This window comes from Massilia sp. CCM 8734, from assembly GCF_011682155.1.
Taxonomy (GTDB): domain Bacteria; phylum Pseudomonadota; class Gammaproteobacteria; order Burkholderiales; family Burkholderiaceae_D; genus Telluria_A; species Telluria_A rubra.
In genome coordinates this window covers 86,630-112,804 of the sequence record NZ_WHJI01000014.1, presented here as the reverse complement: position 1 = coordinate 112,804, position 26,175 = coordinate 86,630, and the positions used below count along the sequence as shown (strand labels likewise).

At 62.5% G+C, this 26,175-nt stretch carries 24 protein-coding genes, 2 tRNA genes and 1 pseudogene; 10 read left to right on the top strand and 17 right to left on the bottom strand.

Translation table 11 applies throughout. The features are described 5' to 3' along the window. Nucleotides 1-90: 90 nt before the first annotated feature. The 10 genes from F2P46_RS15200 to F2P46_RS15155 all read right to left on the bottom strand — a co-directional run bounded on the left by F2P46_RS15200 (nt 91) and on the right by F2P46_RS15155 (nt 8,570). Nucleotides 91-498, bottom strand: coding sequence for a MerR family transcriptional regulator (locus F2P46_RS15200; RefSeq protein WP_166891055.1), 408 nt, complete (start codon nt 496-498; stop codon nt 91-93). Between the two features lie 8 nt (nt 499-506). Next, nucleotides 507-854: an integration host factor subunit alpha gene (locus tag F2P46_RS15195; protein WP_166879215.1), complete on the bottom strand. Its 348-nt coding sequence runs from the start codon at nt 852-854 to the stop codon at nt 507-509. A gap of 107 nt (nt 855-961) precedes the next feature. After that, on the bottom strand, nt 962-3,388 hold the full coding sequence (gene pheT / locus F2P46_RS15190; RefSeq protein ID WP_166891052.1) for a phenylalanine--tRNA ligase subunit beta: 2,427 nt from the start codon (nt 3,386-3,388) through the stop codon (nt 962-964). A 17-nt stretch (nt 3,389-3,405) separates the two neighbouring features. Next, the gene (gene pheS / locus F2P46_RS15185; protein ID WP_166891049.1) at nt 3,406-4,422 is read right to left on the bottom strand and encodes a phenylalanine--tRNA ligase subunit alpha; all 1,017 of its coding nucleotides are present in this window, start codon (nt 4,420-4,422) and stop codon (nt 3,406-3,408) included. Nucleotides 4,423-4,546: 124 nt separating this feature from the next. After that, nucleotides 4,547-4,906 (bottom strand): 50S ribosomal protein L20, encoded by a 360-nt coding sequence (rplT, locus tag F2P46_RS15180; protein WP_054262959.1) that lies wholly within the window; start codon nt 4,904-4,906, stop codon nt 4,547-4,549. 27 nt (nt 4,907-4,933) lie between these two features. After that, entirely contained in the window at nt 4,934-5,131 is a 198-nt protein-coding gene (gene rpmI / locus F2P46_RS15175) for a 50S ribosomal protein L35 (RefSeq protein ID WP_054262960.1), read from the bottom strand. 508 nt (nt 5,132-5,639) lie between these two features. Continuing rightward, nucleotides 5,640-6,179 (bottom strand): translation initiation factor IF-3, encoded by a 540-nt coding sequence (gene infC, locus F2P46_RS15170; protein WP_099878062.1) that lies wholly within the window; start codon nt 6,177-6,179, stop codon nt 5,640-5,642. Between the two features lie 32 nt (nt 6,180-6,211). Further along, entirely contained in the window at nt 6,212-8,119 is a 1,908-nt protein-coding gene (thrS, locus tag F2P46_RS15165) for a threonine--tRNA ligase (protein ID WP_166891046.1), read from the bottom strand. A 218-nt stretch (nt 8,120-8,337) separates the two neighbouring features. Beyond that, nucleotides 8,338-8,414 (bottom strand) — tRNA-Val (locus tag F2P46_RS15160). Nucleotides 8,415-8,493: 79 nt separating this feature from the next. Beyond that, a tRNA-Val gene (locus F2P46_RS15155) sits at nt 8,494-8,570 on the bottom strand. Between the two features lie 127 nt (nt 8,571-8,697). On the opposite strand from F2P46_RS15155, the gene F2P46_RS15150 reads away from it, so the two are divergent. From F2P46_RS15150 to F2P46_RS15140, 3 genes are all read left to right on the top strand, one after another. After that, nucleotides 8,698-9,612 carry a cation diffusion facilitator family transporter gene (locus F2P46_RS15150; RefSeq protein WP_166891044.1) on the top strand — a complete coding sequence of 305 codons (915 nt, stop codon included), beginning with the start codon at nt 8,698-8,700 and terminating at the stop codon, nt 9,610-9,612. A 259-nt stretch (nt 9,613-9,871) separates the two neighbouring features. Continuing rightward, nucleotides 9,872-10,807, top strand: coding sequence for an NAD(P)/FAD-dependent oxidoreductase (locus tag F2P46_RS15145; protein ID WP_166891041.1), 936 nt, complete (start codon nt 9,872-9,874; stop codon nt 10,805-10,807). Between the two features lie 123 nt (nt 10,808-10,930). Then, a complete protein-coding gene (locus F2P46_RS15140; protein WP_166891038.1) occupies nt 10,931-11,500 on the top strand; it encodes a hypothetical protein in 570 nt (189 codons plus the stop codon). A gap of 47 nt (nt 11,501-11,547) precedes the next feature. Here the strand turns inward: F2P46_RS15140 and F2P46_RS15135 are convergent, their stop codons facing one another. Continuing rightward, nucleotides 11,548-11,973, bottom strand: a complete 426-nt coding sequence (locus F2P46_RS15135; RefSeq protein ID WP_166891035.1) for a hypothetical protein — start codon at nt 11,971-11,973, stop codon at nt 11,548-11,550. 323 nt (nt 11,974-12,296) lie between these two features. Here F2P46_RS15135 and F2P46_RS15130 point away from each other — a divergent pair, with 323 nt between their 5' ends. Together F2P46_RS15130 and F2P46_RS15125 are read left to right on the top strand one after the other, a co-directional pair. Next, entirely contained in the window at nt 12,297-14,441 is a 2,145-nt protein-coding gene (locus F2P46_RS15130) for a TonB-dependent siderophore receptor (protein WP_166891032.1), read from the top strand. Between the two features lies 1 nt (nt 14,442). Beyond that, nucleotides 14,443-15,699 (top strand): PepSY-associated TM helix domain-containing protein, encoded by a 1,257-nt coding sequence (locus tag F2P46_RS15125; RefSeq protein WP_166891029.1) that lies wholly within the window; start codon nt 14,443-14,445, stop codon nt 15,697-15,699. 31 nt (nt 15,700-15,730) lie between these two features. Here the strand turns inward: F2P46_RS15125 and F2P46_RS15120 are convergent, their stop codons facing one another. Beyond that, nucleotides 15,731-17,248, bottom strand: a complete 1,518-nt coding sequence (locus F2P46_RS15120; RefSeq protein ID WP_166891027.1) for a carboxylesterase/lipase family protein — start codon at nt 17,246-17,248, stop codon at nt 15,731-15,733. 317 nt (nt 17,249-17,565) lie between these two features. Between F2P46_RS15120 and F2P46_RS15115 the strand changes: the two genes are divergently transcribed. The 5 genes and pseudogenes from F2P46_RS15115 to F2P46_RS15095 all read left to right on the top strand — a co-directional run bounded on the left by F2P46_RS15115 (nt 17,566) and on the right by F2P46_RS15095 (nt 20,701). Continuing rightward, nucleotides 17,566-17,973 (top strand): CsgE family curli-type amyloid fiber assembly protein, encoded by a 408-nt coding sequence (locus F2P46_RS15115; RefSeq protein ID WP_166891024.1) that lies wholly within the window; start codon nt 17,566-17,568, stop codon nt 17,971-17,973. Continuing rightward, nucleotides 17,963-18,409, top strand: a pseudogene (locus tag F2P46_RS15110) (curli assembly protein CsgF); the annotation flags it as partial. The gene F2P46_RS15115 and the pseudogene F2P46_RS15110, both read left to right, overlap by 11 nt. 22 nt (nt 18,410-18,431) lie before the next feature. Next, nucleotides 18,432-19,331 (top strand): CsgG/HfaB family protein, encoded by a 900-nt coding sequence (locus F2P46_RS15105; protein WP_306667695.1) that lies wholly within the window; start codon nt 18,432-18,434, stop codon nt 19,329-19,331. 190 nt (nt 19,332-19,521) lie between these two features. Next, entirely contained in the window at nt 19,522-20,046 is a 525-nt protein-coding gene (locus tag F2P46_RS15100; RefSeq protein ID WP_166891019.1) for a hypothetical protein, read from the top strand. 76 nt (nt 20,047-20,122) lie between these two features. Then, nucleotides 20,123-20,701 (top strand): hypothetical protein, encoded by a 579-nt coding sequence (locus F2P46_RS15095; protein ID WP_166891016.1) that lies wholly within the window; start codon nt 20,123-20,125, stop codon nt 20,699-20,701. Between the two features lie 133 nt (nt 20,702-20,834). On the opposite strand, the gene F2P46_RS15090 is transcribed toward F2P46_RS15095, so the two are convergent. From F2P46_RS15090 to F2P46_RS15070, 5 genes are read right to left on the bottom strand one after another with little or no spacing between them, the layout of a single operon-like run. Beyond that, nucleotides 20,835-21,782 (bottom strand): STM4011 family radical SAM protein, encoded by a 948-nt coding sequence (locus F2P46_RS15090; RefSeq protein WP_229509297.1) that lies wholly within the window; start codon nt 21,780-21,782, stop codon nt 20,835-20,837. Further along, nucleotides 21,776-23,155, bottom strand: coding sequence for an STM4012 family radical SAM protein (locus tag F2P46_RS15085; RefSeq protein ID WP_166891013.1), 1,380 nt, complete (start codon nt 23,153-23,155; stop codon nt 21,776-21,778). Before F2P46_RS15085 ends, F2P46_RS15090 begins: the two co-directional genes overlap by 7 nt. After that, nucleotides 23,152-23,985 carry an STM4013/SEN3800 family hydrolase gene (locus tag F2P46_RS15080; protein WP_208296631.1) on the bottom strand — a complete coding sequence of 278 codons (834 nt, stop codon included), beginning with the start codon at nt 23,983-23,985 and terminating at the stop codon, nt 23,152-23,154. Before F2P46_RS15080 ends, F2P46_RS15085 begins: the two co-directional genes overlap by 4 nt. After that, nucleotides 23,975-25,159: an STM4014 family protein gene (locus F2P46_RS15075; RefSeq protein ID WP_166891010.1), complete on the bottom strand. Its 1,185-nt coding sequence runs from the start codon at nt 25,157-25,159 to the stop codon at nt 23,975-23,977. Before F2P46_RS15075 ends, F2P46_RS15080 begins: the two co-directional genes overlap by 11 nt. Beyond that, on the bottom strand, nt 25,122-26,039 hold the full coding sequence (locus F2P46_RS15070; RefSeq protein WP_166891007.1) for an STM4015 family protein: 918 nt from the start codon (nt 26,037-26,039) through the stop codon (nt 25,122-25,124). The genes F2P46_RS15075 and F2P46_RS15070 overlap by 38 nt, the downstream gene beginning before the upstream one ends. Between the last annotated feature and the right edge of the window lie 136 nt (nt 26,040-26,175).

The following is a 26,175-nucleotide window of genomic DNA, read 5'->3' as shown; positions in this document are numbered from 1 at the left end:
CGCTCCGCGCGGCCCGGCCCGGCCGAATGGAGCGCGAAAAACAGGGGGCACGCGGCCCCCTGCAAGATGCCACGGGCCGTCGCCACCGTCCTAGCTTGCGCCCTTGAGCACGGCCAGGATGGCCAGCAGTTCACTGCGGATCAGGGCGCGGTCGATCTCGGGCGGCGCCGTCTCTTGCGCCGGGCCGGCGTCGTCCTCGGGAGGCGCCAGCAGCGCGCCGATGCGGCTATCGAGTTTATTGCGCGCCCCACTGATCGTAAAGCCTTGTTCGTACAACAGTTCGCGGATACGACGGATCAGCAACACCTCGTGGTGCTGGTAATAGCGGCGGTTTCCACGTCGTTTGACCGGTTTAAGCTGGGTAAATTCCTGTTCCCAGTAACGAAGTACATGCGGTTTGACGCCGCACAACTCGCTGACCTCCCCGATCGTGAAATAGCGCTTGGCCGGGATGGCCGGCAGCACGATCAGGTCAGACTTGCTCGCACGATCATTCATGGGTCACTTCAGGCGGCGCGCGCCATCGGGCTGGTTTCTTCAACCATGCCTTTGAGCTTCTGGCTGGCGTGAAAGGTCACGACGCGACGCGCCGTGATGGGAATTTCTTCGCCGGTCTTGGGATTGCGGCCAGGGCGCTGCGGCTTGTCGCGCAGCTGGAAGTTGCCGAAGCCCGACAACTTCACCGCCTCGCCACGCTCGAGCGCGTTCCTGATCTCGTCGAAGAATGTCTCGACCATGTCCTTGGCTTCGCGCTTGTTCAGGCCGACCTGCTCGAACAGCAGTTCGGCCAGCTCGGCCTTGGTCAGGGTCGGCAGATTCTTCGCCGCGTCCTGGCGCACCCTGGCGTCCTGCATCGCGCGGTGCAGGTCGGCCGCCAGCGCCGACTGGAGTACGGCGGAATCAACGTCGTTGTTATTAATTTTACAGCCCTGCCTCGTGTCGTTAGTGCTGGTGGGATCGGTTATGAACGCAGCTTCGCGTCATGTTTCTGCTCGGCCGACGCAGCCAGCGCCTTCATGACGCCTTCGACCACATCGTCCTGCAGGGTGGTTTGAGTATCTTGCAAGCTAAAGCGGAAAGCAAGGCTTTTTTCGTCCGCCTCCAATCCTTTTCCGCGATATTCATCAAACAAAACAATGGCTTGCACAATCTTTCCTGCCGGATTTACTTGCAATTCCGCAGTGAAAGCGTCCAGCAGGTCCTGCGCCGCCACCGTGTTTTTCACGACAAAGGCAAGGTCGCGCGTGGCGCCGGGGAATTTTGAAATCTCTTCATATTTTGGCACGGATCGTTGCTGCAACGCAATGGCATCCACCTCGAAAAGGACCGGCGCCTGCGGCAAATCGTACTTTTGCAGCCAGCGCGGGTGCAATTCGCCGATAAAGCCGATTTCCTGGCCGTCCAGTTCAATCATAGCCGAGCGTCCCGGATGCAGGGCCGGGTGGCTGGTCTTGACGAAACGCAGGGTGCGCGGCGCGAACAGGGCTTCCACATCGGCTTTGACATCGAAATAATCGACCGGCGCCGATTTCACCGACCATTGCTCGTCCAGCGCGGGGCCGTAGGCGATACCGGCGACGCGCTTGGGCTGCTCGAAACCGGCGATCGACAACGGACCGTCGAGCGCTTGCGCATTGCGGCGGAAGATGGCGCCCACTTCGAAGGCGCGCACCCTGCCCGCTTTGCGATTCAGGTTGTAGCGCACGTTGGCAACGAGCGAGCCGATCAGGGAGGAACGCATCACGTTCATCTGGCTGGCGATCGGGTTGACCAGCTTGATCTGGTCTTTATTGTCGGCGAAGTCGGTTTCCCATGCGGAATCGACGAAACTCATGTTGACCACTTCCTGGTAACCGAGGTCGGCCAGCTGGTGGCGCACGGCGAACAGCGAGCGAGTGTTTTCGGGCGCGATGATCATCTGGCTGGCGGCCACCGGCGGCAAGGCCGGAATGTTCTCGAAGCCGTACACGCGCGCCACTTCCTCGATCAGGTCTTCTTCGATTTCGATATCGAAACGGTAGGTCGGCGCGGTGACGGAAAACACGCCAGGCTCCTGCGTGAACGGCAAGCCCAGGCGGGTGAAAATGTCGGCCACCATGGCGTCGGTAATCGGCACGCCGATCACTTTTTGCGCGCGCGCGGTGCGCAGGGTGACCGCTTTCGGCAGCGGCACGTTGACGATCTGGTCGTCGATCGGGCTGATCACGGTGTCCTGGGTGCCGCAGATTTCCACGATCAGCGCGCTGATGCGCTCGATGTGCTCGACGGTGGTGGCAAAATCGACGCCGCGCTCGAAGCGGTGCGCCGCATCGGTCGAAAAGTTAAAGCGGCGCGCGCGCCCCTGGATCGCGTTCGGCCACCAGAACGCCGCTTCCAGGTAGATATTCGTGGTCTCGAGCGAGACCGAAGTGGCGTCGCCGCCCATGATGCCGGCCAGGGATTCGATTTCCTGCTCGTCGGCGATCACGCCGATCCAGTCGTCGACTTCCACGGTGTTGCCGTTCAACAGCTTGAGCGACTCGCCCTTTTTGCCCCAGCGCACGTCCAGCGAACCATGGATCTTGTCCATGTCGAACACGTGCGACGGACGGCCCAGCTCCAGCATGACGTAATTGGAAATATCGACCAGGGCCGACAGCGGACGCTGGCCGCTGCGCTCGAGGCGCTGTTTGATCCAGTCCGGGGTGGCGGCCTTGGCGTTCAGGCCACGGATGACGCGCCCACTAAAGCGGCCGCACAGGTCTGGCGCACTGATCTTGACGGGCAAGATTTCGCTGCCGTTGACCGCGACCTGGCGCGTTTGCGGCAGGACCAGGGGGGTGCCGGTCAGGGCCGACACTTCACGCGCCACGCCCAGCACCGACAGGCAGTCCGCCTTGTTCGGCGTCAACTTGATGGTGAACTTGAGGTCGTTTAGCGCAAGGTAGTCGCGGATATTCTGGCCGACCGGCGCATCTTCCGGCAACTCCATCAGCCCGCTCGTTTCCTCGGACAGTTTGAGTTCCTTGGCCGAGCACATCATGCCCTGCGATTCCACCCCGCGCAGTTCGCCGACCTTGATCACGAAGGGTTTGCCGTCCGCGCCCGGCGGCAGGATCGCGCCGGCCATGGCGCAGATGGCCTTCATGCCGGCTCGCACGTTCGGCGCGCCGCACACGATATTGAGCAGGGTGCCGGTGCCGACATTGACCTTGCACACATTCAGGCGGTCCGCGTTCGGGTGCTTGGCCACTTCCAGCACTTCGGCCACGACCACGTTCGAGAATGGCGGCGCGACCGCTTCGACTTCTTCCACTTCCAGGCCGGACATGGTCAGCAGGTGAGCCAGTTCATCCGAAGTCATCTTCGGATCGACCATGGTACGGAGCCAATTTTCGGAAAATTGCATAATCAGTGAACCTTGAATTAGTTAAATTGCTTCAGGAAGCGCAGGTCGCCTTCGTAGAACAGGCGCAGGTCGTTGATCCCGTAACGCAGCATCGTCAGGCGCTCGAGGCCGGAGCCGAACGCGAAGCCGATGAATTTTTCCGGGTCGAGCCCAAAGTTGCGCACCACCGTCGGGTGCACCTGGCCGGCGCCCGACACTTCCAGCCAGCGCCCTTTGAGCGGGCCGCTGCCGAAGGCGATGTCGATCTCGGCCGACGGTTCGGTGAACGGGAAGTACGACGGACGGAAGCGCACCTGCAGGTCGTCGGTCTCGAAGAAGGCCTTGACGAAATTCAGGTACACGCCCTTGAGGTCGGCGAACGAGATATCTTCGGCGATCCACAGGCCTTCGACCTGGTGGAACATCGGCGAGTGGGTCGCGTCGCTGTCGACGCGGTAGGTGCGCCCGGGCGCGATCACCTTGATCGGCGGCGTGTGGGTGCGCGCGTAGCGCACCTGCATCGGGCTGGTGTGGGTGCGCAGCAGCAAGGGCTTACCGGTGCTGTCCTTGCCTTCGATGTAGAAGGTGTCCTGCATCGAGCGCGCCGGGTGGTTTTCCGGGCTGTTGAGCGCCGTGAAATTGGTCCAGTCGTTTTCGATTTCGGGGCCGTCGGCCACATCGAAACCGATCGAGCGGAAGATTTCCTCGACCCGTTCCCAGGTGCGCATCACCGGGTGGATGCCGCCGCCAGAGTGGCCACGGCCCGGCAGGGTGATGTCGATCGCTTCGGCGTTCAGGCGCTCTTCGAGCTGGGCGTTGGCCAGCGCGTCGCGGCGTGCGGTCAGGGCGGCTTCGATCCGGACCTTGGCGGCGTTGATCAGCGCGCCCTGGGTCTTTTTCTGTTCCGGGTCGAGCTTGCCCAGGCCCTTCATTTGCTCGGTAATCTGGCCAGTCTTGCCAAGGTACTTGGCTTTGGCGTTTTCCAGTGCGGCAGCATCTTCGGCGGCGATAAAGTCAGCCTGTGCCGAGACGACGAGTTCTTCCAGGGAGTTCATGCGATGTTTTTTTCCTGTTGAGCGGGACTGGCGCACGCGCCACAATCAAAAACGGGGCACAGGTTTGAACCTCTGCCCCGCTCTTTGCGCGCCACCCGGGGGCGGCGCTTGCATCGATCATTGCTTACGCAGCGATCTTGGCTTTCACTGCTGCGACAATCGCGGCGAAGGCCGGCTTGTCCATCACAGCCATATCGGCCAGGACTTTACGGTCCAGTTCGATAGATGCTTTTTTCAGGCCGTTCATGAATACGCTGTACGTTACGCCATGCTCACGGGAAGCGGCGTTGATACGAGCGATCCACAGGCGGCGGAATACGCGTTTCTTGTTGCGGCGATCGCGGTAAGCGTATTGGCCAGCGCGCATGACTGCTTGCTTGGCAACACGGTATACACGGCTGCGGCGACCACGGTAGCCTTTAGCTTGTACAAGAATTTTCTTATGACGGGCACGAGCTGTAACCCCACGTTTTACTCTAGGCATAGTAACTCCTTAATGTGAGTGGTGAGATTAAGCCGACGGCATCATACGCATGACGGACTTGACATCCGCTGCATCGACGTTCGTGATTCCGCGCAGTTGGCGCTTGCTCTTGGTGGTTTTCTTGGTCAGGATGTGACGTTTGAAAGCGTGACCCGATTTAACGGTTCCACCTGGACGCACGCGAAAACGCTTCTTCGCGGAGCTTTTGGTCTTCATTTTAGGCATAGCAGTTCTGTCCTTCCGGACAGCTCCATTATAGGATTGCAGGTGGCAACGCTGTGCTGCACTTAGATGCCTGCTTTCACATTGTCTTCCGCCAGTGAAGGAGGAAGCCGAAGATCATAACACAGAAGTTAGGGTCAAATGCAAGCTTGGCGAAGGAAGTTTTTCGGCATACGGTTGCGCTCCGAAGCGGCTTTAGGCAAGCACCGCTCTTTTATCCGCCATTCCCGCGCAGGAGGCTGCCTCAAAAGGGACGCGTTCAGCGACCACCACCTCCAGCACCGTCATTCCCGCGCAGGCGGGAATCCAAGTTCGCTGCTACGCCACGGAATGGGATCCCCGCCTGCGCGGGGAAGACGGTGTTTGGGTCAGCGCAGCGCTTAAAGCCGCCTTGGCCTGGAGGAGCGGCAAGGCGCCATTCACCCCAGCAAGCCCACAAAACAAAGCGCCCCTGGCACTTGCGTGGCGGGGCGCTTCTTTGCACAAGCTGCCTGGGCAGCCCGTTCTTTGCTTATTTCTTCTTCTTCGGCGAGAGGATCATGATCATCTGACGACCTTCCATCTTCGGGAACTGCTCGACCTGGCCATACGGCTCAAGATCGGCCTTCAAACGTTCCAGCATGCGGAAGCCGATGTCCTGGTGAGCCATCTCACGACCGCGGAAACGCAGCGTGATCTTGGTTTTGTCACCCTCATCGAGGAACTTCATCAGGTTTTTCAGCTTGATATTGTAATCGCCATCATCAGTACCCGGACGGAATTTGACTTCCTTCACGAGGATGATCTTTTGCTTCAATTTGGCTTCGTGCGCCTTCTTCTGCTCCGAATATTTGAACTTGCCGTAGTCCATCAGACGGCATACCGGTGGTTGCGCGGTCGGCGCAATTTCCACCAGATCTACGTTCGCTTCTTCGGCCAGACGAAAAGCCTCAGCCAGGCTCACAATGCCAAGCGGCTCGTTTTCCACCCCGGATAAACGCATTTCGGGGGCGGTGATTTCGCCATTGATGCGATGCGACTTGTCAGTAGCTATGTTGTTTCCTTTTAAAATCTGATGAATTAGCCGCGTCGAGATTTAACTCGTCAAGCTTTGGAATCGACCTCGTGTTTGAGGCGCTCCACCAGGGCATCGAGGGACATGACTCCCAAGTCGACATTGCCACGAGCTCGCACGGCCACAGTGTTGGCATCCCGCTCTTTGTCACCGATCACGAGGATGTACGGTACTTTTTGGACGGAATGTTCACGTATTTTAAACGTAATTTTCTCGTTGCGCAAATCAGCGTGAACGCGGTACCCGAGTTTGCGCAACTTCGTTGCGATTTCCTGGGTGTAGTCAGCTTGCGCATCCGAAATATTGAGCACCGATACTTGCACCGGCGACAACCAGAGCGGCATCGCGCCGGCGTAGTTTTCGATCAGGATGCCGATGAAACGCTCGAGCGAACCGACGATCGCGCGGTGCAGCATGACCGGCACCTTTTTGGTGTTGTCCGGCGCGGTGTACTCGGCGCCCAGGCGGCCCGGCATCGACGGGTCGATCTGCACGGTGCCGACCTGCCATGCGCGGCCCAGGCTGTCTTTCAGGTGGTACTCGATCTTCGGACCGTAGAACGCGCCCTCGCCCGGCAGCTCGGTCCATTCCACCTTGCAGGCGCGCAGCGCGCTGCGCAACGCTTCCTCGGCGATGTCCCAGCTTTCCTCGCTGCCGATACGGCTGTCCGGACGCAGGGCCAGCTTGACGTCGATGTTCTCGAAGCCGAAGGCGGTATAGACTTCCATCGCCTGCGCGTGGAAAGCGGCGACTTCGCCCGGAATCTGCTCATCGGTACAGAAAATGTGGCCGTCATCCTGGGTAAAGCCGCGCACGCGCATCATGCCGTGCAGCGCGCCGGACGGCTCGTTGCGGTGGCACTGGCCGAATTCGCCGTAGCGCAGCGGCAGGTCGCGGTAGCTCTTCATGCCGGAATTGAAAATCTGGATGTGGCCAGGGCAATTCATCGGCTTCAGTGCGTACGAGCGGTTTTCCGACTCGGTGACGAACATGTTTTCGCGATAGTTGTCCCAGTGACCCGTCTTTTCCCACAGGCCGCGATCGAGGATCTGCGGCGCTTTCACTTCCTGGTAGCCGTTGACCTGATACACATTGCGCATGTATTGCTCAACCTGTTGCCAGATGGTCCAGCCCTTCGGATGCCAGAAGATCAAGCCTGGCGCTTCATCCTGGAAGTGGAAGAAGTCAAGCGCCTTGCCCAGCTTGCGGTGGTCGCGCTTTTCCGCTTCTTCCAGGTTGTGCAGGTACAGTTCCTGGTCTTCTTTCTTGAGCCAGGCGGTGCCGTAGATACGCTGCAGCATTTCATTCTTGGAGTCGCCGCGCCAGTAGGCGCCCGCCACCTTCATCAGCTTGAATACTTTCAGCTTGCCCGTGTTGGGCACGTGCGGGCCGCGGCACAGGTCGGTAAAACCGCCTTCGGCGTACAGCGACACGTCTTCACCGGCCGGAATCGAGGCGATGATTTCGGCTTTATAGGCTTCGCCGATGGATTTGAAATAGGCGACAGCCTCGTCGCGCGGCAACACGGTGCGCGTGACTTTTTCATCCTTCTTGACCAGTTCGGCCATTTTCTTTTCGATCGCGACCAGGTCTTCCGGCGTGAACGGGCGCTTGTAGGCGAAATCGTAGAAGAAACCATTCTCGATCACCGGGCCGATGGTGACCTGGGCTTCCGGATACAGTTCCTTGACCGCGTAGGCCAGCAAGTGGGCGGTGGAGTGACGGATCACGTCTAGGCCTTCGGGATCTTTATCGGTGATGATGGCCAGATCGGCGTTTTGCTCGATCAGGAAGGAGGTATCGACGACTTTGCCGTCGACTTTGCCGGCCAGCGCCGCTTTGGCCAGGCCTGTACCGATGCTCGCTGCAACCTGGGCTACGGTGACTGGGCCATCAAACTGGCGCTCTGAACCATCGGGAAGGCGGACTGAAACCATGCTGTTCTCCTGAACGAAACTGATAGGGAATGACAAATAGAAGTATAAACAAAGGGGTGCGCAAAAATGCGGACGAAAAAAAACGCGGACTAGCCGCGTTTTTCATTTTGAGTAAGCAAAAGGAAGCACCTCGACTAGCGTCGCTGGAATAACTCCGTCGTAGTTCGCGGTGCCATAACCATGGTGCCTTTCTCTCTCTTACTCAGTACTGCATGTTCTGGTGGGCGGTGAGGAATTCGAATCCCCGACCCCTTGGATGTCGACCAAGTATTCTAACCAGCTGAACTAACCGCCCTGATATAGCATGAGCGTTGCTGGAACAACTCTGCCGGTACTGCGCTTTACCACTACTTCCACTACGATACTGCAAAAACTGGTGGGCGGTGAGGAATTCGAATCCCCGACCCCTTGGATGTCGACCAAGTATTCTAACCAGCTGAACTAACCGCCCGAAGACCAGCATTATAGAGAGCCATTCCCCGAATGACAAGCGCTTTTTAACCACGATGTTCAAGCGCCTCGAAGTACCCCGCCTGACGGCAGGGAAATGCGCTGGCGTTTTCTATTACACTCCTGCCATGCACGCCAAACCCACCCCCTCCTCCGCCCATCTGCACGCCCATCACAAGGGCGACGCCAAACATACCCACGTCAGCGTCGGCCGCAGCCAAGGCGCGCTCGCCTTCGCCCTCTGCCTGACCCTGGTGTTCGCCGTGATCGAAGTGCTGACCGGCTTCATCTCCAATTCGCTGGCCCTGATCTCCGACGCCGGCCACATGGTCACCGACGGCGCCGCGCTCGGCCTGGCGCTGCTGGCGCAACTGATCGCCAAGCGCCCGCCCTCGGCGCGCCACTCGTTCGGCTTCGGCCGCGCCGAAGCGCTGGCCGCCTTCGTCAACGCACTCGCCATGCTGGCCGTGGTCGGCTGGATCGTGTTCGAAGCGCTGCACCGCTTCCGCAGCCCGCAGCAGGTCGAGGGCGGCGCCGTGTTCGTGGTCGCCGTGATCGGCCTGGCCGTCAACCTGCTGGTGGCCTGGCTGCTCTCGCGCGACCAGGAAAGCATCAACACCCGCGCCGCGCTGGTGCATGTGATGGGCGACATTCTCGGCTCGATCGCGGCGATTGCCGCCGGCGCCGTGATTTACTTCACCGGCTGGATGCCGATCGACCCGCTCCTGTCGCTGTTTGTATCGGTGTTGATATTGCAGTCCACCATCGGCGTGCTGCGCGACTCCTACCACGCGCTGATGGAAGGCGTGCCGCACCAGATCGACTACCTGCAAGTGGGCGCCGACCTCGCCGCCGTGCCGGGCGTGCTGTCGGTGCACGACCTGCATGTGTGGGACATGTCGCCCGGCCAGCCAGCCCTGATCGGGCACCTGCGCATCGGCAACCTGCGCGACTGGCCGGAAGTGCTGTCCACGGTCAAGGAGATGCTGCTCGCCAGGCACGGTATCGACCACGTGACCCTGCAACCGGAGGCGCACGACTAAGAGCCTATTCTTGTAGGGAGCGTAGCTGGATGCCGGTCCAGCGGGAGCGCGGACAAGGCGGGAGGAGGACGCATGGCTAGCCATGCTACGACGAGCAACGCCGTCCCCGCTTCCGAGGGGCCGGCAGCAAGCGGCGCCTTGCCTACAAGAATAGGCTCTAAGTAAGTGTGCCCGGCAAACGATGGTGTAAGCCCTGTCTTACCCATCAGCGGGAGTCGCACCGATGCCGGTTTGTGCGGCCATTTTCGATAATGCGCCCATGATTCCCTACATTCCCTCCCCCGTCATCCACGATACCCTGATCATTGGCGGCGGCCCCGGCGGGCTGACGGCGGCGATTTACCTGCGCCGCTTTCGCCGTAACGTCATCCTGGTCGACAAAGGCAACAGCCGGCTGGGCTGGATTCCCGTCACGCATAATTATCCGGGCTTCCCGGACGGCATCCATGGCCAGGAATTGCTCGACAAACTGCGTGCCCAGCTCAAACGCTACGATGGCGACGTGATCGAGGGCGAAGTCACCCGCCTGATCCGCGAAGACGGCTGCTTCGTGGCCGCGTACGACGGCGGCGAAATCCGCGCCCGCACGGTGCTGCTGGCGACCGGCATCGCCGACACCGGCATGCCGATCGAAAACTTCCTCGAGGCGGTGGCGTGCGGCGCTGTCAGGCTGTGCCCGGTGTGCGATGGCTTCGATGTGCTCGACCAGAAAATTGCCGTGGTCACGTCCGCCACCAACCCGGTCGGCCACGCCCTGTTCATGCGCACCTTTTCGGCCGACGTGATGCTGTTCGAGCGCACCAAGGACGCCCTGGTCGACCCGGCCGACCGCGAGCGCCTCACCAGCGCCGGCATCGGCTACCTCACCTCGCCGCTGCGCGGGGTGACCATGAGCGAGCGCATGACGCCGGTGATGCATACGGAAGACGGCGAGTCCTACCAGTGCGACGTGCTCTATCCCATGCTGGGCGAAACGGCGCGCTCCGACCTGGCGGCGGCGCTCGGCGCGCATACCTCGGCCTGCATGGAATTGCGGGTCGACGCCCACCAGCAGACCAGCGTCGAGGGCCTGTATGCCATCGGCGACGTGGCCCAGGGCTTGAACCAGATAAGTGTAGCCGCAGGGCAAGCCGCGGTCGCGGCGACCCGCATCCACAATGTCTTGCCCTCTCATTTTCGTGACCGTCCCGCATAGGGGCGGGGCCGCACGACAGCAAAAACAAATTGCGCTAACGGCAAGGTAGTGACAATATAGGCCACGCCACTGGCCCAGGACGCTAAAAACAAGTCGCCAGTTCACTTGCGAAAGATTACGATCATGTCAACTATCGCGCACGGCAGCAAACACGCAAGCCCCATCCACCATCGCGACGCCTACTTCAGTTGGCCAATCTGGCTGCTGGGCGCCTCGCTCCTCGCTTTTGTCCTTGTCGTGCCGTTTTCCGGCCTCGCGGGCATGCTGATCTTGCCGGTCGCACTGTTCGGCGCCCTGTGTTCGCTGTTCGGCCTGGTACGCGCCCTGCTGCACCATCGATGGCGCCGCGCAGCATCCATGGCCACCTATATCGTCGTGCTGGCGGCCCTGTTCTCGCTACCCGAATTGCTGCAAGCGACCGTCGGCCGCGCCTCGAACGTGGTGCAACTGATGTCGGAAGGGCAAAGCTTCGATAAAAAACTGGTGACCCATCCGCCCGGCAAGCGCCCGGTGCTGGCCTATGACTGGAGCAAGATCGACACCAACACCACCTACGTGATCTACGACGCCAGCGGACGCATCGCCGAGCCCAAGGACAGCGCGGCGTGGACCAGCAGCGACCTGTCCCTCTTTTCCGACTGCGCCGGTCGCGTGGTGCCGATCATGGGGCATTTCTACCGCTGCGATTATTGAGCGCTTGCCAGCGCAGGCGCCCCTGCACAGCTGCCGCGCGAGCGCGCTCATTTTCCCGACCGGAGTGAGGGCGTGATCTGCCGCAAGAGCGACTGGTCAATGTGTCCGTTGACCAATTTGCGGCTCAGGTGAAGGTTTGGATAGACGCGCTCCGCGTCTCGCTGGCCGAAAATCAGCCATTGGTCTCCAGTCCCGGCGGAAAAATCCCTGATCCCGCAGGGATTCATGCCACCGGTGATGCGGTTTAGAACTGGCAAGGTCGGAGGGAGATTGCTGTTTCCAAACACCCTGCCCACGCGCACGGTTACGTCTTCGATCACCACGCCGCCCGTTTTTTGCGTTGCCGACGACACCACGCTGCCGACGAACACAACCCTGCCATTCGCCGCGCCATGAACGTAATCGGCAATGGTGACGGGCGGTATATCACATGCGCTCGCCGGAACGGAACAGGCCAGTAGCGCCACCAACATCAGTCCACCAGAACGCATCCGTCACCCTCCCGTTTTCTTTACTTGCCAGCATTGTTCGCTTCAGTAGGAAGCGTAACCCGGCACGGCAGTCCAGCCAAGCCAATCCGCTCCAAACAGCCAATTTTGCAACAGTTGTTTCATGATGACAAAGACGCAAGCCGCGAGGCCGTTTGCGCCCTCATGGCGTTTTTGATAAAATGAGAATCATTCGCATCTGTCGTGACGACAGCGCACCGTATCCGCAGCACATCCGCACCCATCGTTCGCAAGCCAGGCGCAGTCTCCAAGCCAGTGACGATCTTTCTCACCTCAGGAGTTTTTGCATGCCTCGCCGTATCAACACGTCTGTCTCGTCCTTTCCCTGTCCACGCCTGCGTCCGCTGGTCCTCGCCCTGTCCGTGGCGCTCGGCCATGCTGGCGCCGCCAGCGCCGCCGACGAGGCGCCCGATGCTCCCGAGGCCACCGTGCTGCCGGTCATCACCATCACCGGCGCGAACGAGCATGGCAGCTACAAGGTGCGCGAGAGCGACAGTGCGAGCAAACTCAACCTGACCCTGCGCGAAACCCCGCAATCGGTCTCGGTCGTCACGCGCGCGCGCATGGACGATTTCCGTCTCGACACGGTGAACGACGTGCTCGCCAACACCACCGGCGTGACCGTCGAAAAAGTCGAAACCGAACGCACCTATTATGTTGCACGCGGTTTCGACATCATCAATTTCCAGGTCGACGGTGTCGGCACCCCGCTGGTATTCGGCAACATGATGGGCAACCTCGATACCGCCCTGTTCGACCGTGTCGACATCGTGCGCGGCGCCAACGGCCTGGCCGCCTCCACCGGCAACCCGTCCGCCACCGTCAACTTCATCCGCAAGCGTCCCGGCGCCGCCTTTGCCGCCAACGCCGGCCTGACCGTGAGCTCGTGGAACACGCGCCGCATCGATGCCGACGTGTCGAGCCCGCTGAACGACAGCGGCAGCGTCAAGGGCCGCGTGGTGGTCGCCAGCCAGCAGGGCGATTCCTACCTCGATCGCTACGAAACGAAAAAGAACGTTGCCTACGGCATCGTCGAAGCCAAACTGGGCAGCGACACCCTGCTCAGCATCGGCCACACCTGGCAAGACAACAAGTCGCGCGGCGGCATGTGGGGCGCCCTGCCCCTGTATTTCACCGACGGCAGCCCCACCAACTACCCGACTGGCGCCAGCACCTCGGCCGACTGGTCGTTCTGGGACAGCACGACCAAGGGCAGCTTTGTCGAGTTGAACCATCAGTTGGGCCAGGGCTGGGCGCTCAAGTCGACCTTGAGCCACAACACGGAATCGTCGCGCTCGAAATTGTTCTATGTGTACGGCACGCCGGACAAGGCCACCGGCGCAGGCTTGTTCTCGTACCCGTCGGCCTACCGCTCTGACCATCGCCAGAGCTTGTTCGACATCGGCGCGAGCGGACAGTTCAAGCTGGCCGGCCGCCAGCACGATCTTTCTTTCGGCGCCAGCTGGTCGCGCTCGCGCCTGGACGACCTGTCCGGCTACGGCCGCGGCAGCGGCACCCCGCTCACCGCCAGCACCGACTTTACCGGCGCCTATCCGCTGCCGGAATTCGACGAGCGCTTCGACGGCAGCACCTACCAGGACGTGCGCAAGAGCGTGTACGCGGCGGCGCGTTTTACCCTGGCCGACAAGGTCAAGCTGCTCACCGGCTTGAACGCGGCCAAGGCCGATTCGAGCGGCCTGTCTTACGGCAGCAGCAAACAGAAATCGGCCAGCCGGACTTCGCCGTACCTGGGCCTGGTGCTTGACGTGGCGCCGCAGCTGAGCCTGTACACCAGTTACACCGAAATTTTCAGCCCGCAAAGCGAGCAGGACATCAATGGCGTGGCCCTCGATCCGATCATGGGTAGCAGCGCCGAGGCCGGCTTCAAGGGCGATCTGTTCGGTGGCAAGGCCAGCTACTCCGGCGCCCTCTTCCGCGCACGCCAGGACAATACCGCCGAGCAAGCCGACATGAATGGCGGCAAGGCCTACTATCGCGGCATCAATGCCGAATCGACCGGCGCCGAGCTGGAAGTGACGGGCGAACTGGCCAAGGGCTGGCTGGCCAGCGTCGGCTACACCCACCTGAAAGTGGAAGATGGCGAGGGCAAGAAGACCAAGACCTACGTGCCGCGCCGCCTGCTGCGCATGGCGAGCACCTACCGCCTGCCGGCCGTGCCCCAGCTCAAGATCGGCGCCAACCTGAACTGGCAGAGCGACATCGAGCGCGAGCAGAAACCGGGCATCGTCACGCGCCAGGACAGCTACGCCACCCTGGGCCTGATGGCGCGCTATGAGATCAACCGCAACATGACCCTGGCCCTGAACCTGAACAACGTGACGGACAAAAAGTACCTGACCTCGCTGTACTGGAGCCAGGCGTACTACGCGGCGCCACGCAGCGCCAGCGCCACCCTCAACTGGACATACTGATATGCGCCCCGCACTGGTCATCCTGCACCGCTGGTTCGGACTCGGCGTGGCGATCTTCCTGTTCATTTCCGGTGCAACGGGCGCCCTGATCTCCTTCGATCACGAGCTTGACGCGGCCCTCAATCCCGACCTGTTCCATGCCCACAGCGGCCAGGCGGCCCAGCGCCAGATCCCCGGCGCCGAGCTGGCGCGGGCGATCGAAGCGCTTGATCCGCGCGTGCGCATCGGCTACGTGATGACCGAGGTCGAGCCGGGCCACACCTCGATGATGTCGGTCGAAGGGACGATCGATCCGGCCACCGGCAAGCCGCACGAACTGGGCTTTAACCAGATCGGCGTCGATCCCGTGACCGGCAAGATCCAGGCCAGGCGCCAGTGGGGCGACATTTCGCTGGCGCGCGAAAACCTGCTGCCCTTCCTGTACAAGCTGCATTATTCGATGCATATTCCCGAGGTCAAGGGCATCGAACTGGGCATCTGGCTCATGGGCATCATCGCCATGGTATGGGTGCTCGATTGCTTCATCGCCCTGTACTTGTCGTTTCCCAACGTCCGCAGCTGGCGCAAGTCCTTCGCTTTCCGCTGGAAAGCAGGCGGCCCCAAGCTTAACTTCGACCTGCACCGCTCCGGCGGCGTGTGGGCCTGGCTGCTCTTGCTGGTGCTGGCCATCACCTCGGTGTCGATGAACCTGACCGACCGCGTGGTGCGCCCGCTGCTTTCGACCGTCTCCACACTCAGCCCGGATGCGTTTGCCGCGCGCACCATGAACCCGCCGGAAAAACCGATTCCGGCGCTCATCAGCCGCGACCAGGTGATGGCGCTGGCGCGCGCCGAAGGCAACAAGCGCGGCTGGACCGAACCGGTCGGCGGCGTGTTTTACGCCTCCGCTTACGGCCTCTACGGTGTCGGCTTCTTCCAGCCGGGCAACGATCACGGCGATGTCGGCCTGGGCAATTCCTGGCTGTATTTCGACGGCAAGGATGGTAACTTCGTGGCCGACCGCGTGCCGGGCACGGGCAGTGCCGGCGATATCTTCCTGCAACTCCAGTTCCCCCTGCATTCGGGCCGCATCGCCGGTCTGCCGGGCCGGATTGTCCTGTCGTTCCTGGGCGTGGTGGTGGCCATGCTGAGCGTGACCGGGGTGATTATCTGGGTGCGCAAACGGCGTGCGCGGCTGCTTGCCGCGCGTGCTCCCGGCGCAAGCCAGGTTCCGGCGCGCCAGCGGCTGCCTCAGGGTAGCGGCGCCGTCCTCGAATAAGGCGGCCAAGCTGCGCCAGTGGCCCCACGCATCAGCCGGGCGCCACTGGCGAGGCCGGATAATCGCGTTCCTTGTACATCAGCTCGCAGATCGCCGAGCGCAACCCCTCCCCGGTGCCGATGCCTTCCGGTGCGACCGACAAATACGTCCCCCGCGCTCCCATGGCCGGCCACGGCGGCAAGCCGCTGCCGTTCGGATCTCCCTTGCGCATGAAATTGGCCCAGTAACGCTGCAGCGGCGGCCAGGCGGCGTCGATGGCGCTCGCCGGCACCGCGTTATACACGTAGTGCATCTCGCTGGTGTGTTCGGGCGGCCGGCCTGATCCGGGCACGCCGAAACCGAATTCGTAACGCCACACTTTCGGGGTCGCCTTGAGCATGCGGCCGGTCAGCCAATGGACCGGGCAACGAAACCACATATCGGTCAGGAGCTGGGTGGGCATGCTGCCCAGGCGCGCATCGTCGCTGTAGAGCGCGCGCGCGGCGCCCGCCTGCGCACCGAATGCCGACGCCAACATGGCGGGGACGACGTCCGGCTTGCGGTCGGCCCCGAGCTCCTGGCGATTGTTGCCGATGATGATGGCGAGGCCACGACCGGCGCCGTTGGCATACGCCTCGTTATAGGCATACGGCAACACGTAGCCGTCGACGACCTGTTGTTCCCACAAAAAACTCTGATCGATGCCCGTGCGCACCGGCAGCTTGAGCCCGGCCTTGATCACCGTGTCGGCCGGCAGCGCCCGCAACTGGGCCAGGCCGGCCGCGCCCGGCGGCAACTTCAGCCGCTCCAGCACCACCTTGCCGAGCTCCTCGTTCTGCTGCGCCGTCATGGGCGCGCCCGGCGCCGCCGCTTGCAGTATGGCTTTTTGAAACAAGCCCTTCGCCAGCGGCGAGATGGTCAGCAGCAGCGCATCGAAGGCGCCCGACGAATTGCCGCTGATGGTAATGTTGCCGGGATCGCCGCCGAAAGCGGCAATATTGGCCTTGACCCACTTCAGCGCGGCAATCTGGTCCAGCAGGGCATAGTTGCCGGACGTCTTGTTCGGACTTTCCTCGCGCAAGGCATCCAGGCCCATGAAGCCGAACAGGCCCAGCCGATATTGGATCCTGACCAGCAGCACGCCTTCCCTGTGCAGGGCGTCTTCCGCCATATTGCCCGCCCCGGCGGCGGAGTTCGAACCGCCGTGGATATAGACCAATACCGGCAGCCTGCTTTTGCCGGCGGCGGCCGGCGCGCGGATCGAGAGCGTCAGGCAATCTTCGCTGGCGCCGGCAAGAAAATCGCCATTCCAGCCGACATTCTCCTGCACGCAAGCGGACGCCGGCTTGCGCGCGTCGAGAACGCCGCTCCATGGCGCGCGCTCGGCCGGCGGTTTCCAGCGCCGCTCGCCCGCCGGCGCGGCCGCGTAGGGGATGCCGTAGTAAATGCTGCTGCCATCGGCCATGACCAGGCCGGCAAGACTGCCTCCGCTCACCTTCAGCGTCGCCGGTGGCGCCGGGGATGCCGCTACCGCCGCTGCAAGCATGCCAGCCAGCACTGAATTAGCCATTGCCAGGTCTCCCTTGTGGATGCGATGCGATGCGATGCGATCGATTTTGCGCCCGGCATGCCGCTGGTGCAATAGCCAACAGCGCCAGGGACGACACTTTGTTCAGCTGCAACAGTACGGTGCGCATGCCCGCAGCGGCTGGCACGAGCGAATATTGCAACAAGCAAATCTTCTGCGATGCAGTTGATAGAAGACAATAATTTCCTATGCGAATTAACTCATGATTACTGCAAGCACAGCCCTGGCGGCGGTCACGACGTCATCGGTGCCATCCCCTTGTCCCCGCCATGCAATTGCCAGCCCCCTTAAGGATGCCAATGACGTTTTCGCGCATGCTCTCGACAGGCTTTATCCTGACCCAGCTGGCGCTGGCGCACTGCGCAAGCGGCGCCGAGCCAGACCGATCAGGCGGCATCGTCACCGATCAAACCACCTCGGTTGCCGGACAAGATTTCTACAGGCAATTTACTACCTTGTGGAGCGACCGCCCCCCGCTCGAGTTCTTCTCGATCACGGTGCTCGAACGGCCGTCGGCGCGGCGCGGCAGGCGCATCGTGGTCGAGTACGCGCAGCGCACCTTGTTCGAGGCCCAGCTGCCGGCCAGCCGCGCAGGCATCGAGCAGGTCAGCGACGACGCGGTGCAGATTGTCTACGAGCACATGGCGAATCAACTGGTGCAACGCCTTCTTTTCAGCGAACAAGACCTTGCAGCCGATGAATTCTGAACACGCAGCGGAGACCCATCTCATGAGACACCTGAAACACGCCGCGCCATGGATCGCGGCCATCTGCCTGGAGCTGAGCGCACAATATGCCGGCGCGACCGAGATGGTGTATGTCCCGGTCAATCCCGCGTTCGGCGGCAGTGCGCTGAACGGCCAGATCCTGCTCAGTGCCGCCCAGCTCACCAACAAGCACAAGGACCCGGCGGCGGTGCAAGCCGGCGCCGCCCGGGCCTCCCCCTTGCAGCAATTTACCGACATGCTGGAGCGCTCCATCCTGGGCCAACTGTCGTCCGCCGCCACATCGGGGGTGATGGGTTCCGGCGGCAAGCTGCGTCCCGGCAGCGTGGAGACCGGCAACTTTCGCATCGACATTGCCGACAGCGGCGGCGGCGTGCTGACCATCACCACCACGGACAAGCTGAGCGGCGCCAGCACCACCTTCCAGGTGGGGGGGGGCAATGACGACAGCATGCATGCAGGCGGGTCGCCGGGCGGCCAGGCTGGGGCTTGGTGCTGTCGGCGCCATCCTGCTCGCCGGCGCGGCCGGCTGTACGACAAGCCCGGCCACCACCCGCGCCCCCAGCGCAACAGTGGCGCCGCGCACCGGCATCACGCGCGACCTGGCCCGCCTTCCGCTGCCAAAAGGGAAGATCGCGGTTGCCGTGTACGGCTTCCGCGACCAGACCGGCCAATACAAACCGGCGCCCGACAGTTCGTTTTCGACCTCGCTGACCCAGGGCGCGGCCTCGATTCTGGTCAAAGCGCTGATGGACTCGCGCTGGTTCGCCCCGGTCGAGCGTGAAAACCTGCAGAATCTGCTGACCGAAAGAAAGATCGTGCGGGCGCTCGAAGCGCCGCAGGAGAAGGATCAGCGCCCCGTGCAGATCCCGCAACTGACGCCGGCGTCGATCATTATCGAAGGCGGCCTGACGGCGTACGAAAGCAATGTGCGCACCGGCGGCTCCGGCGCGGTGTTTCTCGGTGTGGGGCTCTCGACCCAGTACCGGGTCGATCAGGTCACCCTGAATCTGCGCAGTATCGACATTCGCAGCGGCAAAGTGTTGAACAGCGTCTCGACCACGAAGAGCATCTACTCCTTCGAAGTGCGTCCCAGCGTCTTCAAGTTCGTCAATTTTAAAGACCTGGTGCAATTTGAAGCCGGCATCACCCGCAATGAACCCGCCCAGCTGTGCGTGCGCGAAGCGCTGGAGGCCGCCGTCATTCACCTGATCGTGCGGGGAATCGAGGACGGCAATTGGGAGTTGCAACACCCACAGGAACGCGCCCATCCGCTGATCCGCTCGTATGCGGCCGGCGATGCCGAAACGCTAGCCGAGGCAAGCGACGCCATTCCCTAGTGTCCCGAGTTAGAAATTCGTTGATGATTAAATGTGGTGAAATCGTAACGAGACAAGGAACAAAGCGCAGACAGGCCGAGGCCTGGCGAGCATTTGTGACGCAGTATCGGTGCGATTGTCGCCATATTTATTCAACGAATTTCTAACTCGGGACACTGGTTCATCACCGCTTGCGCCATCCGGAGAACGCATGATGCAGTCCAAACACAAGCACGGCCCCGACTGGCTTCGATCCTGGCGCCGGACCCTGCAAACGGCGTGCATGGCGGCCGCGCTGGCCGGCAGCGCCGCCGGCGCCTGGGGCGGCGATCTGGCGGCCCCGGAACCGCCCTTCGCCGTGGAGGCGCGGCGCGGCGCGAGCGTCTGGCAAGACGGTCAAGGCCATCGCGCCGGACTGGACCAGTGGGGCGCCTCGCACGCGGCGCGCAGCCAGCAAATCGGCATCGAAAACCGCCTGCAGGCGCAGCAATCGGGGCATGGCAACGCGCTCGACCTGATCCAGCGGGGCAGCGACAACGTGGCAATCAGTGTCCAGTCGGGCCAGCTCAATCGCGCCGAGCTGGACCAGCACGGCGCCGCCAATCACCTCAGCGTGACGCAAACCGGCAGCGCCAACGGGGTGTTGATCGAGCAAAGCGGCGACGGCAACCGCGCCAACATCGTGCAGCACGGCGCACAGTCGACACTGGTCGTGCCGCCAGCTGGGCGACCGTAATGTATTTAGCGTGATTCAGTACTAAGGCCACTGAATCGGTTTTTCTTCACGGCCTTTCGTTCAAGGAGAAAACACCATGAAACAAGCACTCCGTTCTATGTCGCTCACCCTGGTCCTTGCATGTGCCGCATCGGCTGCTTGGGCGGGCGACCGCATCTTGATTTCACAGGAAAGCAGCGCCTCCGCGATTACGATCCAACAAAGCGGCAATACCGGGGAAAACATGGCGGTGGTGCATCAAAGCGGTGCTTCCTACGGCGACGAGAGCCAGATTGCCACGATTCACCAGACAAATGTCTACGGGTCGCAGGCCGTGATCGTTCAGCTCGGGGGCAATAACCAGTCCACGATTATCCAGCGTGACGGCGGCGCCATGACAGCGGAAATTATGTCGTACGATGGGATTGGCAGCAGAGGAAATACTTTCATGATCGAGCAAACCGGCTTCAGTGTACAAGCCCGTATTCAGGACAGGGGAACCTCCAACAGCCGGGCCGATATTACGCAAATCGGTTCGGCAATGAGCGCCGACATCGTCCAGTCCGGCGTCAACAACATCGCCAGCATCACGCAGGTCGGTAGCAACCTCAATGCGTCGATCATGCAAGGTCCTTACGCCACCAACAATGTCGTCACGATTGTCCAACGCCAATGACTTGCTTAACACCTTGATCGTTCAATCCGGACTGAAAGTGAGGCCTTGCCTCACTTTCCCTCAGCTAGAATCGGGCCGGTCCCCAACTGACGCGCAAGGTGCCGCGCCGGCGCGCTCCGCAGCCCTTCACCGATCACCCCTGCGCCGGCCGCAATGGAATGCGCGCCAACACACCGGCGCCGAAGTCATCATAGAACGGCAAGTCCTGCCGGTGCGCGTAACCAATATAGCAGTCGCATTTGCGCAGGCGGCTGCACGGTTTCTCGACGAGCATGTTTTCCAGGCTATCCTGGTACAGATTACCCAGGCGCTGCGGCAAGAAATGGCAGCGCTGTACCTCGCCATCCCCGTCCACCGACAGCGCCTCCGAACCGGCCCGGCAGGCTTTGCCGCGTGACATCTCGGGATTGCGGCTGTAGCTGAACCACGGATCGATCGCATCGAGCCAGGCCAGGTCCTCGGCCTGGTAATACCCCGGCGCGCGCCGGTCGTAGGCGTTGAGCCAGAGATAGTGCTGCTCCGGCAATGCAGCGCGCAAGGCGCGGATATCATCGAAATGCTCGGGCATGGCGACGATGCCCACCGAAAAATCCACCCCCATGCGCGCCAGCCGCGCGCAGCGCTCGACAAAGCGCTCCAGCCGCACCTGGCTCGGATGGTAGGTGCACCACAGCCCCACCTTGCGTCGATCGGCCTGCTCCAGCCATGCCAGCGGCCCGGACAGATTGGTCTGGATCGCCACCTGGCGCACATGGGCCATGCCCGACAGGGCCGTGATCGCATCGCGGTAATGGCGCCGGATCATGCCTTCGCCCCACGGCGTGAACAACACGCTGATGGGCCGTTCCTGCGCGCCCACCCAGACGACAAAGCGCGCCACTTCGGCCGCGTCGCGCGCCAGCTTGGCCCGGCTGTCGCGCCGTTTGGCGAAAGGGCAATACGCACAATCGTAATTACATCCGGACAGCGTTCCCCGATACAGCAGCGAGAGCACCGGCTGCCGCGGCTGCTGCCCCGGCATCTCCGCTTGCCGCGCCGGCTGCGCCTGGTCAAGCGCGGCAGCCGGCAGCATGCTCAGCATGTCGTGCCGCCGTCGGCCATCAAGTGGCGCACCTGGTCCGACGCCAGCCACGGACCGATGGTATCGGCGTAACCATAGCCGCGATCGTTCAGGCGCAGGATCGTCGCGCCCTCTTCCAGCAAGCCGAGGGCGCCCAGTTCATGCAGTTGCGGCAAGTCCTGCATGCAGTCGCCGCCGAAGCGCTGCGTGTACGCCGCCGGATCGAGCCCGGGATCGGTCAACAGCGACTGGATCACGTAACGGCGCCGCTGCTCGTCCGGCCCCAGCGCAAAACCGTGGTGCGCATGGGTAAAACTGTCGGCGTCCAACGCCAAATAATTGTCGATGATGCCGATGGTATCGGCCCGCCCCACCGCGTAATCGGTCGAATAGTGCAGGTCCCGCGTGTACGAACGCGCACCGGTACCGAGCCCCACCATGCCATCGTTCTGGCAGCAGTAGGACGGCCCGCTGTCGCTCGGCGCGTGCGGCGCGCGGAACATGCGCATCGACACCTGCACGTAGCCGCGCGCGCGCAAATGATCGCGCGCGGCCTCGTACAGCTGCATGCGGCTGTCGCCTTCCTGGTTCAGCACAATCGGATCGAATGAGGCCGCCCCCTTTCTGTTGGCAATCTTGCCCAGCCCCGTATGCTGGCGCACGTACAGCGGATACAAATACAGCTCCTCCGGCCTGAACGCCAGGGCGCTGTCGATCGACGCCAGCAAGCTCTCCACCGTTTGCCCGCCAATGCCGTAAATCAGGTCGAGATTGAGCGTCGGGAAACCCGCATCGCGGATATAGCCGATCGCCCGCGTCACCACCTCGTTCTGCTGCGGCCGCGCCAGCGAGCGCATCTCGCCCGCCGCGAAGCTCTGGATACCCAGGCTCACCCGGTCGATGCCCATGCTGCGGCACACCGCCATGCGCTCGGGCGTGACGGTCTCGGGCGAGGCTTCGATGCCGGCCGGCGTGCTCTGCAGATCGATGCCGAGAATATCGCGCGCGCCCTCAAGCAGCGTTTGCAACTGCGCCGCCGACAAGAACGTGGGCGTGCCGCCACCGAGCGCAAAGCGGGCAAACTTGCGCTCGCCCAGCACCTGGTCGAGTGCACGCATCTGTTGGACCACCTGCGCCACATAACGTTCCACCATCTCCGGCGTCGGGCGCGCCATCGCGAACAGATTGCAAAAGCCGCAGCGCATTTCGCAAAACGGAATGTGGATGTAGGCGAACAGGGCCGAGCGGTCCTGCGCCGCCCACAGCTGCGCCAGGGACGCCGGCGCGGCCAGGGTGCGGTACGCCGCCTTGTGCGGATAGGAATAGGAATACGCCTGGTACGGCGTGTGACGCATGCGCTGGGCGAGCGTGCCGGGAGTGGCGGAATGATTCATGGCGTCGTTCCCTCAAAGTCGATAAAGAAATGGGCGTATGGAACGTTCCATACGCTTTCATGGGCGATGCGGTGGCCGCGAAAGCCATCCTCACCATACGCGCTGCCATGGTCGGAGCAGACGATGGCAAAGGTCGGCGCGCGCGCCGCGCAAGCCGCGAACAAGGGCGCCAGCGCCCCGTCCACATAGCGCAAGGCGGCGGCATGGCTGTCGATATTGTCGCTGGTGCAGCCCGGCAGGTAGCCACGGTTGGGCGAATGAATCGCCGCGACGTTGATGAACAGGAATACGCGCTGCTGGCCGAGCGCGTCCAGGCGCGCAATCGCCAGCGCCACCTGGCGCTCGGTCGAATGCCGGCCGTCCACGCCGAGCGAACGCTTCCAGTGGCTTTCCTGGAACATGCCCGGCAGCACGCAACCGAGTGCCGTTTCCTTGTTGAAAAATCCGACGCCACCGATGCAGATCGTGCGATAGCCAGCGCCAGCCAGGCTGGCCGGCACGCTTTCCTGCGCAAACTCATGGGTGTGGGCCGAGGTCGTCTCGCTGCCCCGGAATGACGTGGCGAACAGGCGCGGATGGCGTCCCGGATGGTCGGGCGTGGGCAAGAAGCCGGCAAAAAACGCGTGATGCGCCGCATACGTAAAGCTGGCCGGGCTGTGGCGGCGCTCCCAGCCGCCGGGCGGCAGGCGCGGCCCCAGCACCGGCAACTCGCCCGCCTCGTACAGGCGCTGGGCCACGTCGTAGCGCAGGGTGTCGAGCGTGATGAACACAATGTCGTGGCTGCCGACCACCTGGTTCATGTCGGGAATCGAACGGGGATCAGGCTTCATGGGATGCAAAACTGTGCAACTGGGCCGCGTAAGTATCGCGGCCCTGCCACAGCAACTTGGGCAGCAGGTCGCCGAAGGCGTTCGCTTCGAGCACATGGGCGCGCCCCTTGCGCACCACCAGATCGAGGCCGATCACGTGGCTATGCGGGAAGGTGGCCGCCGCCGCGCAGGCGGTCCGCTCCAGCACGGCCAGGTCTTTCTCGCCCAGCAAGCTGGCCACATCGGCGCGCTGGTTGTCGAGGTGCAGATTGGTCATCATGCGCGCGCCAACCCGCGCCACGCGGTGCGCGGCCTGCCCGCCCAAGGTCACCACGCGCACGTCGAAATGCCCGTCGCCGTGGCGCGGCTTGGGAATCCACGCCTCGGCATAGGTTTGCTGGCGCGCCAGCAAGTCGATCAAGCGGGCAATGTCGGCCTGCGCGTTGTAGGTGCGCAGGCGCTTGACGTTGTACAGGCGCGCCCCGCCCTCGCCGTGCACCAGGTCGGCCGAACTGGTGGCTTGCTCGGCCCCGCGCCCGTTGCGCCGGTACGCCACCACGCCGGACGCGCTCGATCCGTAACGCGTTTTCAGGAACACTTGTTGCAGGTCGTGCTCGTCCAACACCGCGCGCAGGTGCGCATAGCCCTCGATCGGGCCGAGCAAACCCGGAATGGGAATGCCGCGCTCGGCAAAATGCCGCTGGCAAGCCAGCTTGTCTGTCATTAACAGCAGCTCATGCGGCGAATTCATTACTTGGACATGGGGCAGCGCAGAAAGTTCAGCCGCCACCCTCCCGAGCGCCAGCGACAAGCCGGCAAACCATTCGCCGGAGACGGCGATTTCGCCCCTGTCCGGCAAGCGCGGCACGGCACGCCCGAGGGCGTCGCAGCCCTGCCGCATCAGCCGCGCATGCACGCGCGCATCGTCGCCCGTCGAATCAATCTTGAACACGCACGGCCGCGCCAGGCTGGCCGCCAGCAGGGACGGCTGTTGCAGCCATTCGCACCAGTCGAGCACCAGCGCCGGCGGCAGGCCGAGCGCGGCGCGGGCCGCCTGCGTCAGCGTTTCCCGCTTGTCGCCACGCACGCCCAACAACACCAGGGGCAAGCGTTCGCCGCCGCCATCGCCTGGCATGCGCGGCAGGCCGGCTGCACCGTTACTCGGAAACAGCAACGTAGCGATCGCCGTCGTCATCTTCGTCTTGCGGATCGGACAGATCGACCGTGATCGGCAGCGATTTGAGCTTTTCCTGCCATTCTTCGGAAATGTAGTGATGCTCCAGGTTCAGTGTCTTCAGCTTGGGCACGTACGGGCTGTTGAACAAAGCTTCGGCCCCGACGTCGCCAAGGGTGCCGAGCGACAGGTCGAGCGTTGTCAGGCAGCCGACCAGCTCGTAGCCGGCCAGCCACACGGCCAGCTTATCGGCGATCTCGGCATTGCGCAGGCCCAGGTACGCCAGGGTCGGCGTGCGCAGCTTGGCCACCAGGTCCTGGTAGAGCGCCACATTGCCCGAAAAACCGTAGCCATCCGTACCGAGCCACAATTCCAGATGGCTCAGCGCAGGCATTGTCGAGGCGGCCAACGATTGGACCACGCTGTCCGGCAAGCCGCCGCTTTCGATGGTCAAGGTGCGCAGCTTGGCATGGGTGAACGGTTGGAACTTCAGCTCGTCGGTACCACGCACGCGAAACTCTTCCAGCTGCGGGAAAGCGTTCAGCAGCGGCGTCAGATCGCTCTGCACAATCCAGGAAATTTCGCGCTCTTCGTATGTCATGTCGCCGATGAACAGGGCGCGCAGGTTCGGCAGCTCGCCGGCGTGCCGGACCAGGGTTTCGACTAGCGCGGCCGAGCTGACGTCGGATTCGTCGCTCCACGCGCCGATAATGAGCGCGCTCAGCTGGGATTTGTCGATGAGGCCGAGGAATTCTTCGATCAGCTCCGACATCGATTGCTCATCTTCGTAGTCGAGCGACAGACGGTAGACGGTATCGTCCGACAAGGTGACCGGCTCGGCGGGATCGTATTCCGTGACCGTCCGGTTGAAAAAGGTGACAGTTTCTTCTGAAATCGGCATGGTGTGCGTCCGCAAAAAGGTAAAAGCCGATGGCGCCCATCGCCCTGGCAATCTTAAAATTTTACCATGCCATGGAAATATTTCCGGCTTGCCTACGCGGCGCGGCGGGCGCCAACAACAAAAAACGCAGCCCTGG

Coding starts and splice junctions, on each gene's coding strand:
- F2P46_RS15200 (WP_166891055.1), bottom strand. CDS start 498: ATGAATGATCGTGCGAGCAAGTCTGACCTGATCGTGCTGCCGGCCATC.
- F2P46_RS15195 (WP_166879215.1), bottom strand. CDS start 854: ATGCAGGACGCCAGGGTGCGCCAGGACGCGGCGAAGAATCTGCCGACC.
- pheT (WP_166891052.1), bottom strand. CDS start 3,388: ATGCAATTTTCCGAAAATTGGCTCCGTACCATGGTCGATCCGAAGATG.
- pheS (WP_166891049.1), bottom strand. CDS start 4,422: ATGAACTCCCTGGAAGAACTCGTCGTCTCGGCACAGGCTGACTTTATC.
- rplT (WP_054262959.1), bottom strand. CDS start 4,906: ATGCCTAGAGTAAAACGTGGGGTTACAGCTCGTGCCCGTCATAAGAAA.
- rpmI (WP_054262960.1), bottom strand. CDS start 5,131: ATGCCTAAAATGAAGACCAAAAGCTCCGCGAAGAAGCGTTTTCGCGTG.
- thrS (WP_166891046.1), bottom strand. CDS start 8,119: ATGGTTTCAGTCCGCCTTCCCGATGGTTCAGAGCGCCAGTTTGATGGC.
- F2P46_RS15150 (WP_166891044.1), top strand. CDS start 8,698: ATGCACGCCAAACCCACCCCCTCCTCCGCCCATCTGCACGCCCATCAC.
- F2P46_RS15145 (WP_166891041.1), top strand. CDS start 9,872: ATGATTCCCTACATTCCCTCCCCCGTCATCCACGATACCCTGATCATT.
- F2P46_RS15140 (WP_166891038.1), top strand. CDS start 10,931: ATGTCAACTATCGCGCACGGCAGCAAACACGCAAGCCCCATCCACCAT.
- F2P46_RS15135 (WP_166891035.1), bottom strand. CDS start 11,973: ATGTTGGTGGCGCTACTGGCCTGTTCCGTTCCGGCGAGCGCATGTGAT.
- F2P46_RS15130 (WP_166891032.1), top strand. CDS start 12,297: ATGCCTCGCCGTATCAACACGTCTGTCTCGTCCTTTCCCTGTCCACGC.
- F2P46_RS15125 (WP_166891029.1), top strand. CDS start 14,443: ATGCGCCCCGCACTGGTCATCCTGCACCGCTGGTTCGGACTCGGCGTG.
- F2P46_RS15120 (WP_166891027.1), bottom strand. CDS start 17,248: ATGGCTAATTCAGTGCTGGCTGGCATGCTTGCAGCGGCGGTAGCGGCA.
- F2P46_RS15115 (WP_166891024.1), top strand. CDS start 17,566: ATGACGTTTTCGCGCATGCTCTCGACAGGCTTTATCCTGACCCAGCTG.
- F2P46_RS15105 (WP_306667695.1), top strand. CDS start 18,432: ATGACGACAGCATGCATGCAGGCGGGTCGCCGGGCGGCCAGGCTGGGG.
- F2P46_RS15100 (WP_166891019.1), top strand. CDS start 19,522: ATGATGCAGTCCAAACACAAGCACGGCCCCGACTGGCTTCGATCCTGG.
- F2P46_RS15095 (WP_166891016.1), top strand. CDS start 20,123: ATGAAACAAGCACTCCGTTCTATGTCGCTCACCCTGGTCCTTGCATGT.
- F2P46_RS15090 (WP_229509297.1), bottom strand. CDS start 21,782: ATGCTGAGCATGCTGCCGGCTGCCGCGCTTGACCAGGCGCAGCCGGCG.
- F2P46_RS15085 (WP_166891013.1), bottom strand. CDS start 23,155: ATGAATCATTCCGCCACTCCCGGCACGCTCGCCCAGCGCATGCGTCAC.
- F2P46_RS15080 (WP_208296631.1), bottom strand. CDS start 23,985: ATGAAGCCTGATCCCCGTTCGATTCCCGACATGAACCAGGTGGTCGGC.
- F2P46_RS15075 (WP_166891010.1), bottom strand. CDS start 25,159: ATGACGACGGCGATCGCTACGTTGCTGTTTCCGAGTAACGGTGCAGCC.
- F2P46_RS15070 (WP_166891007.1), bottom strand. CDS start 26,039: ATGCCGATTTCAGAAGAAACTGTCACCTTTTTCAACCGGACGGTCACG.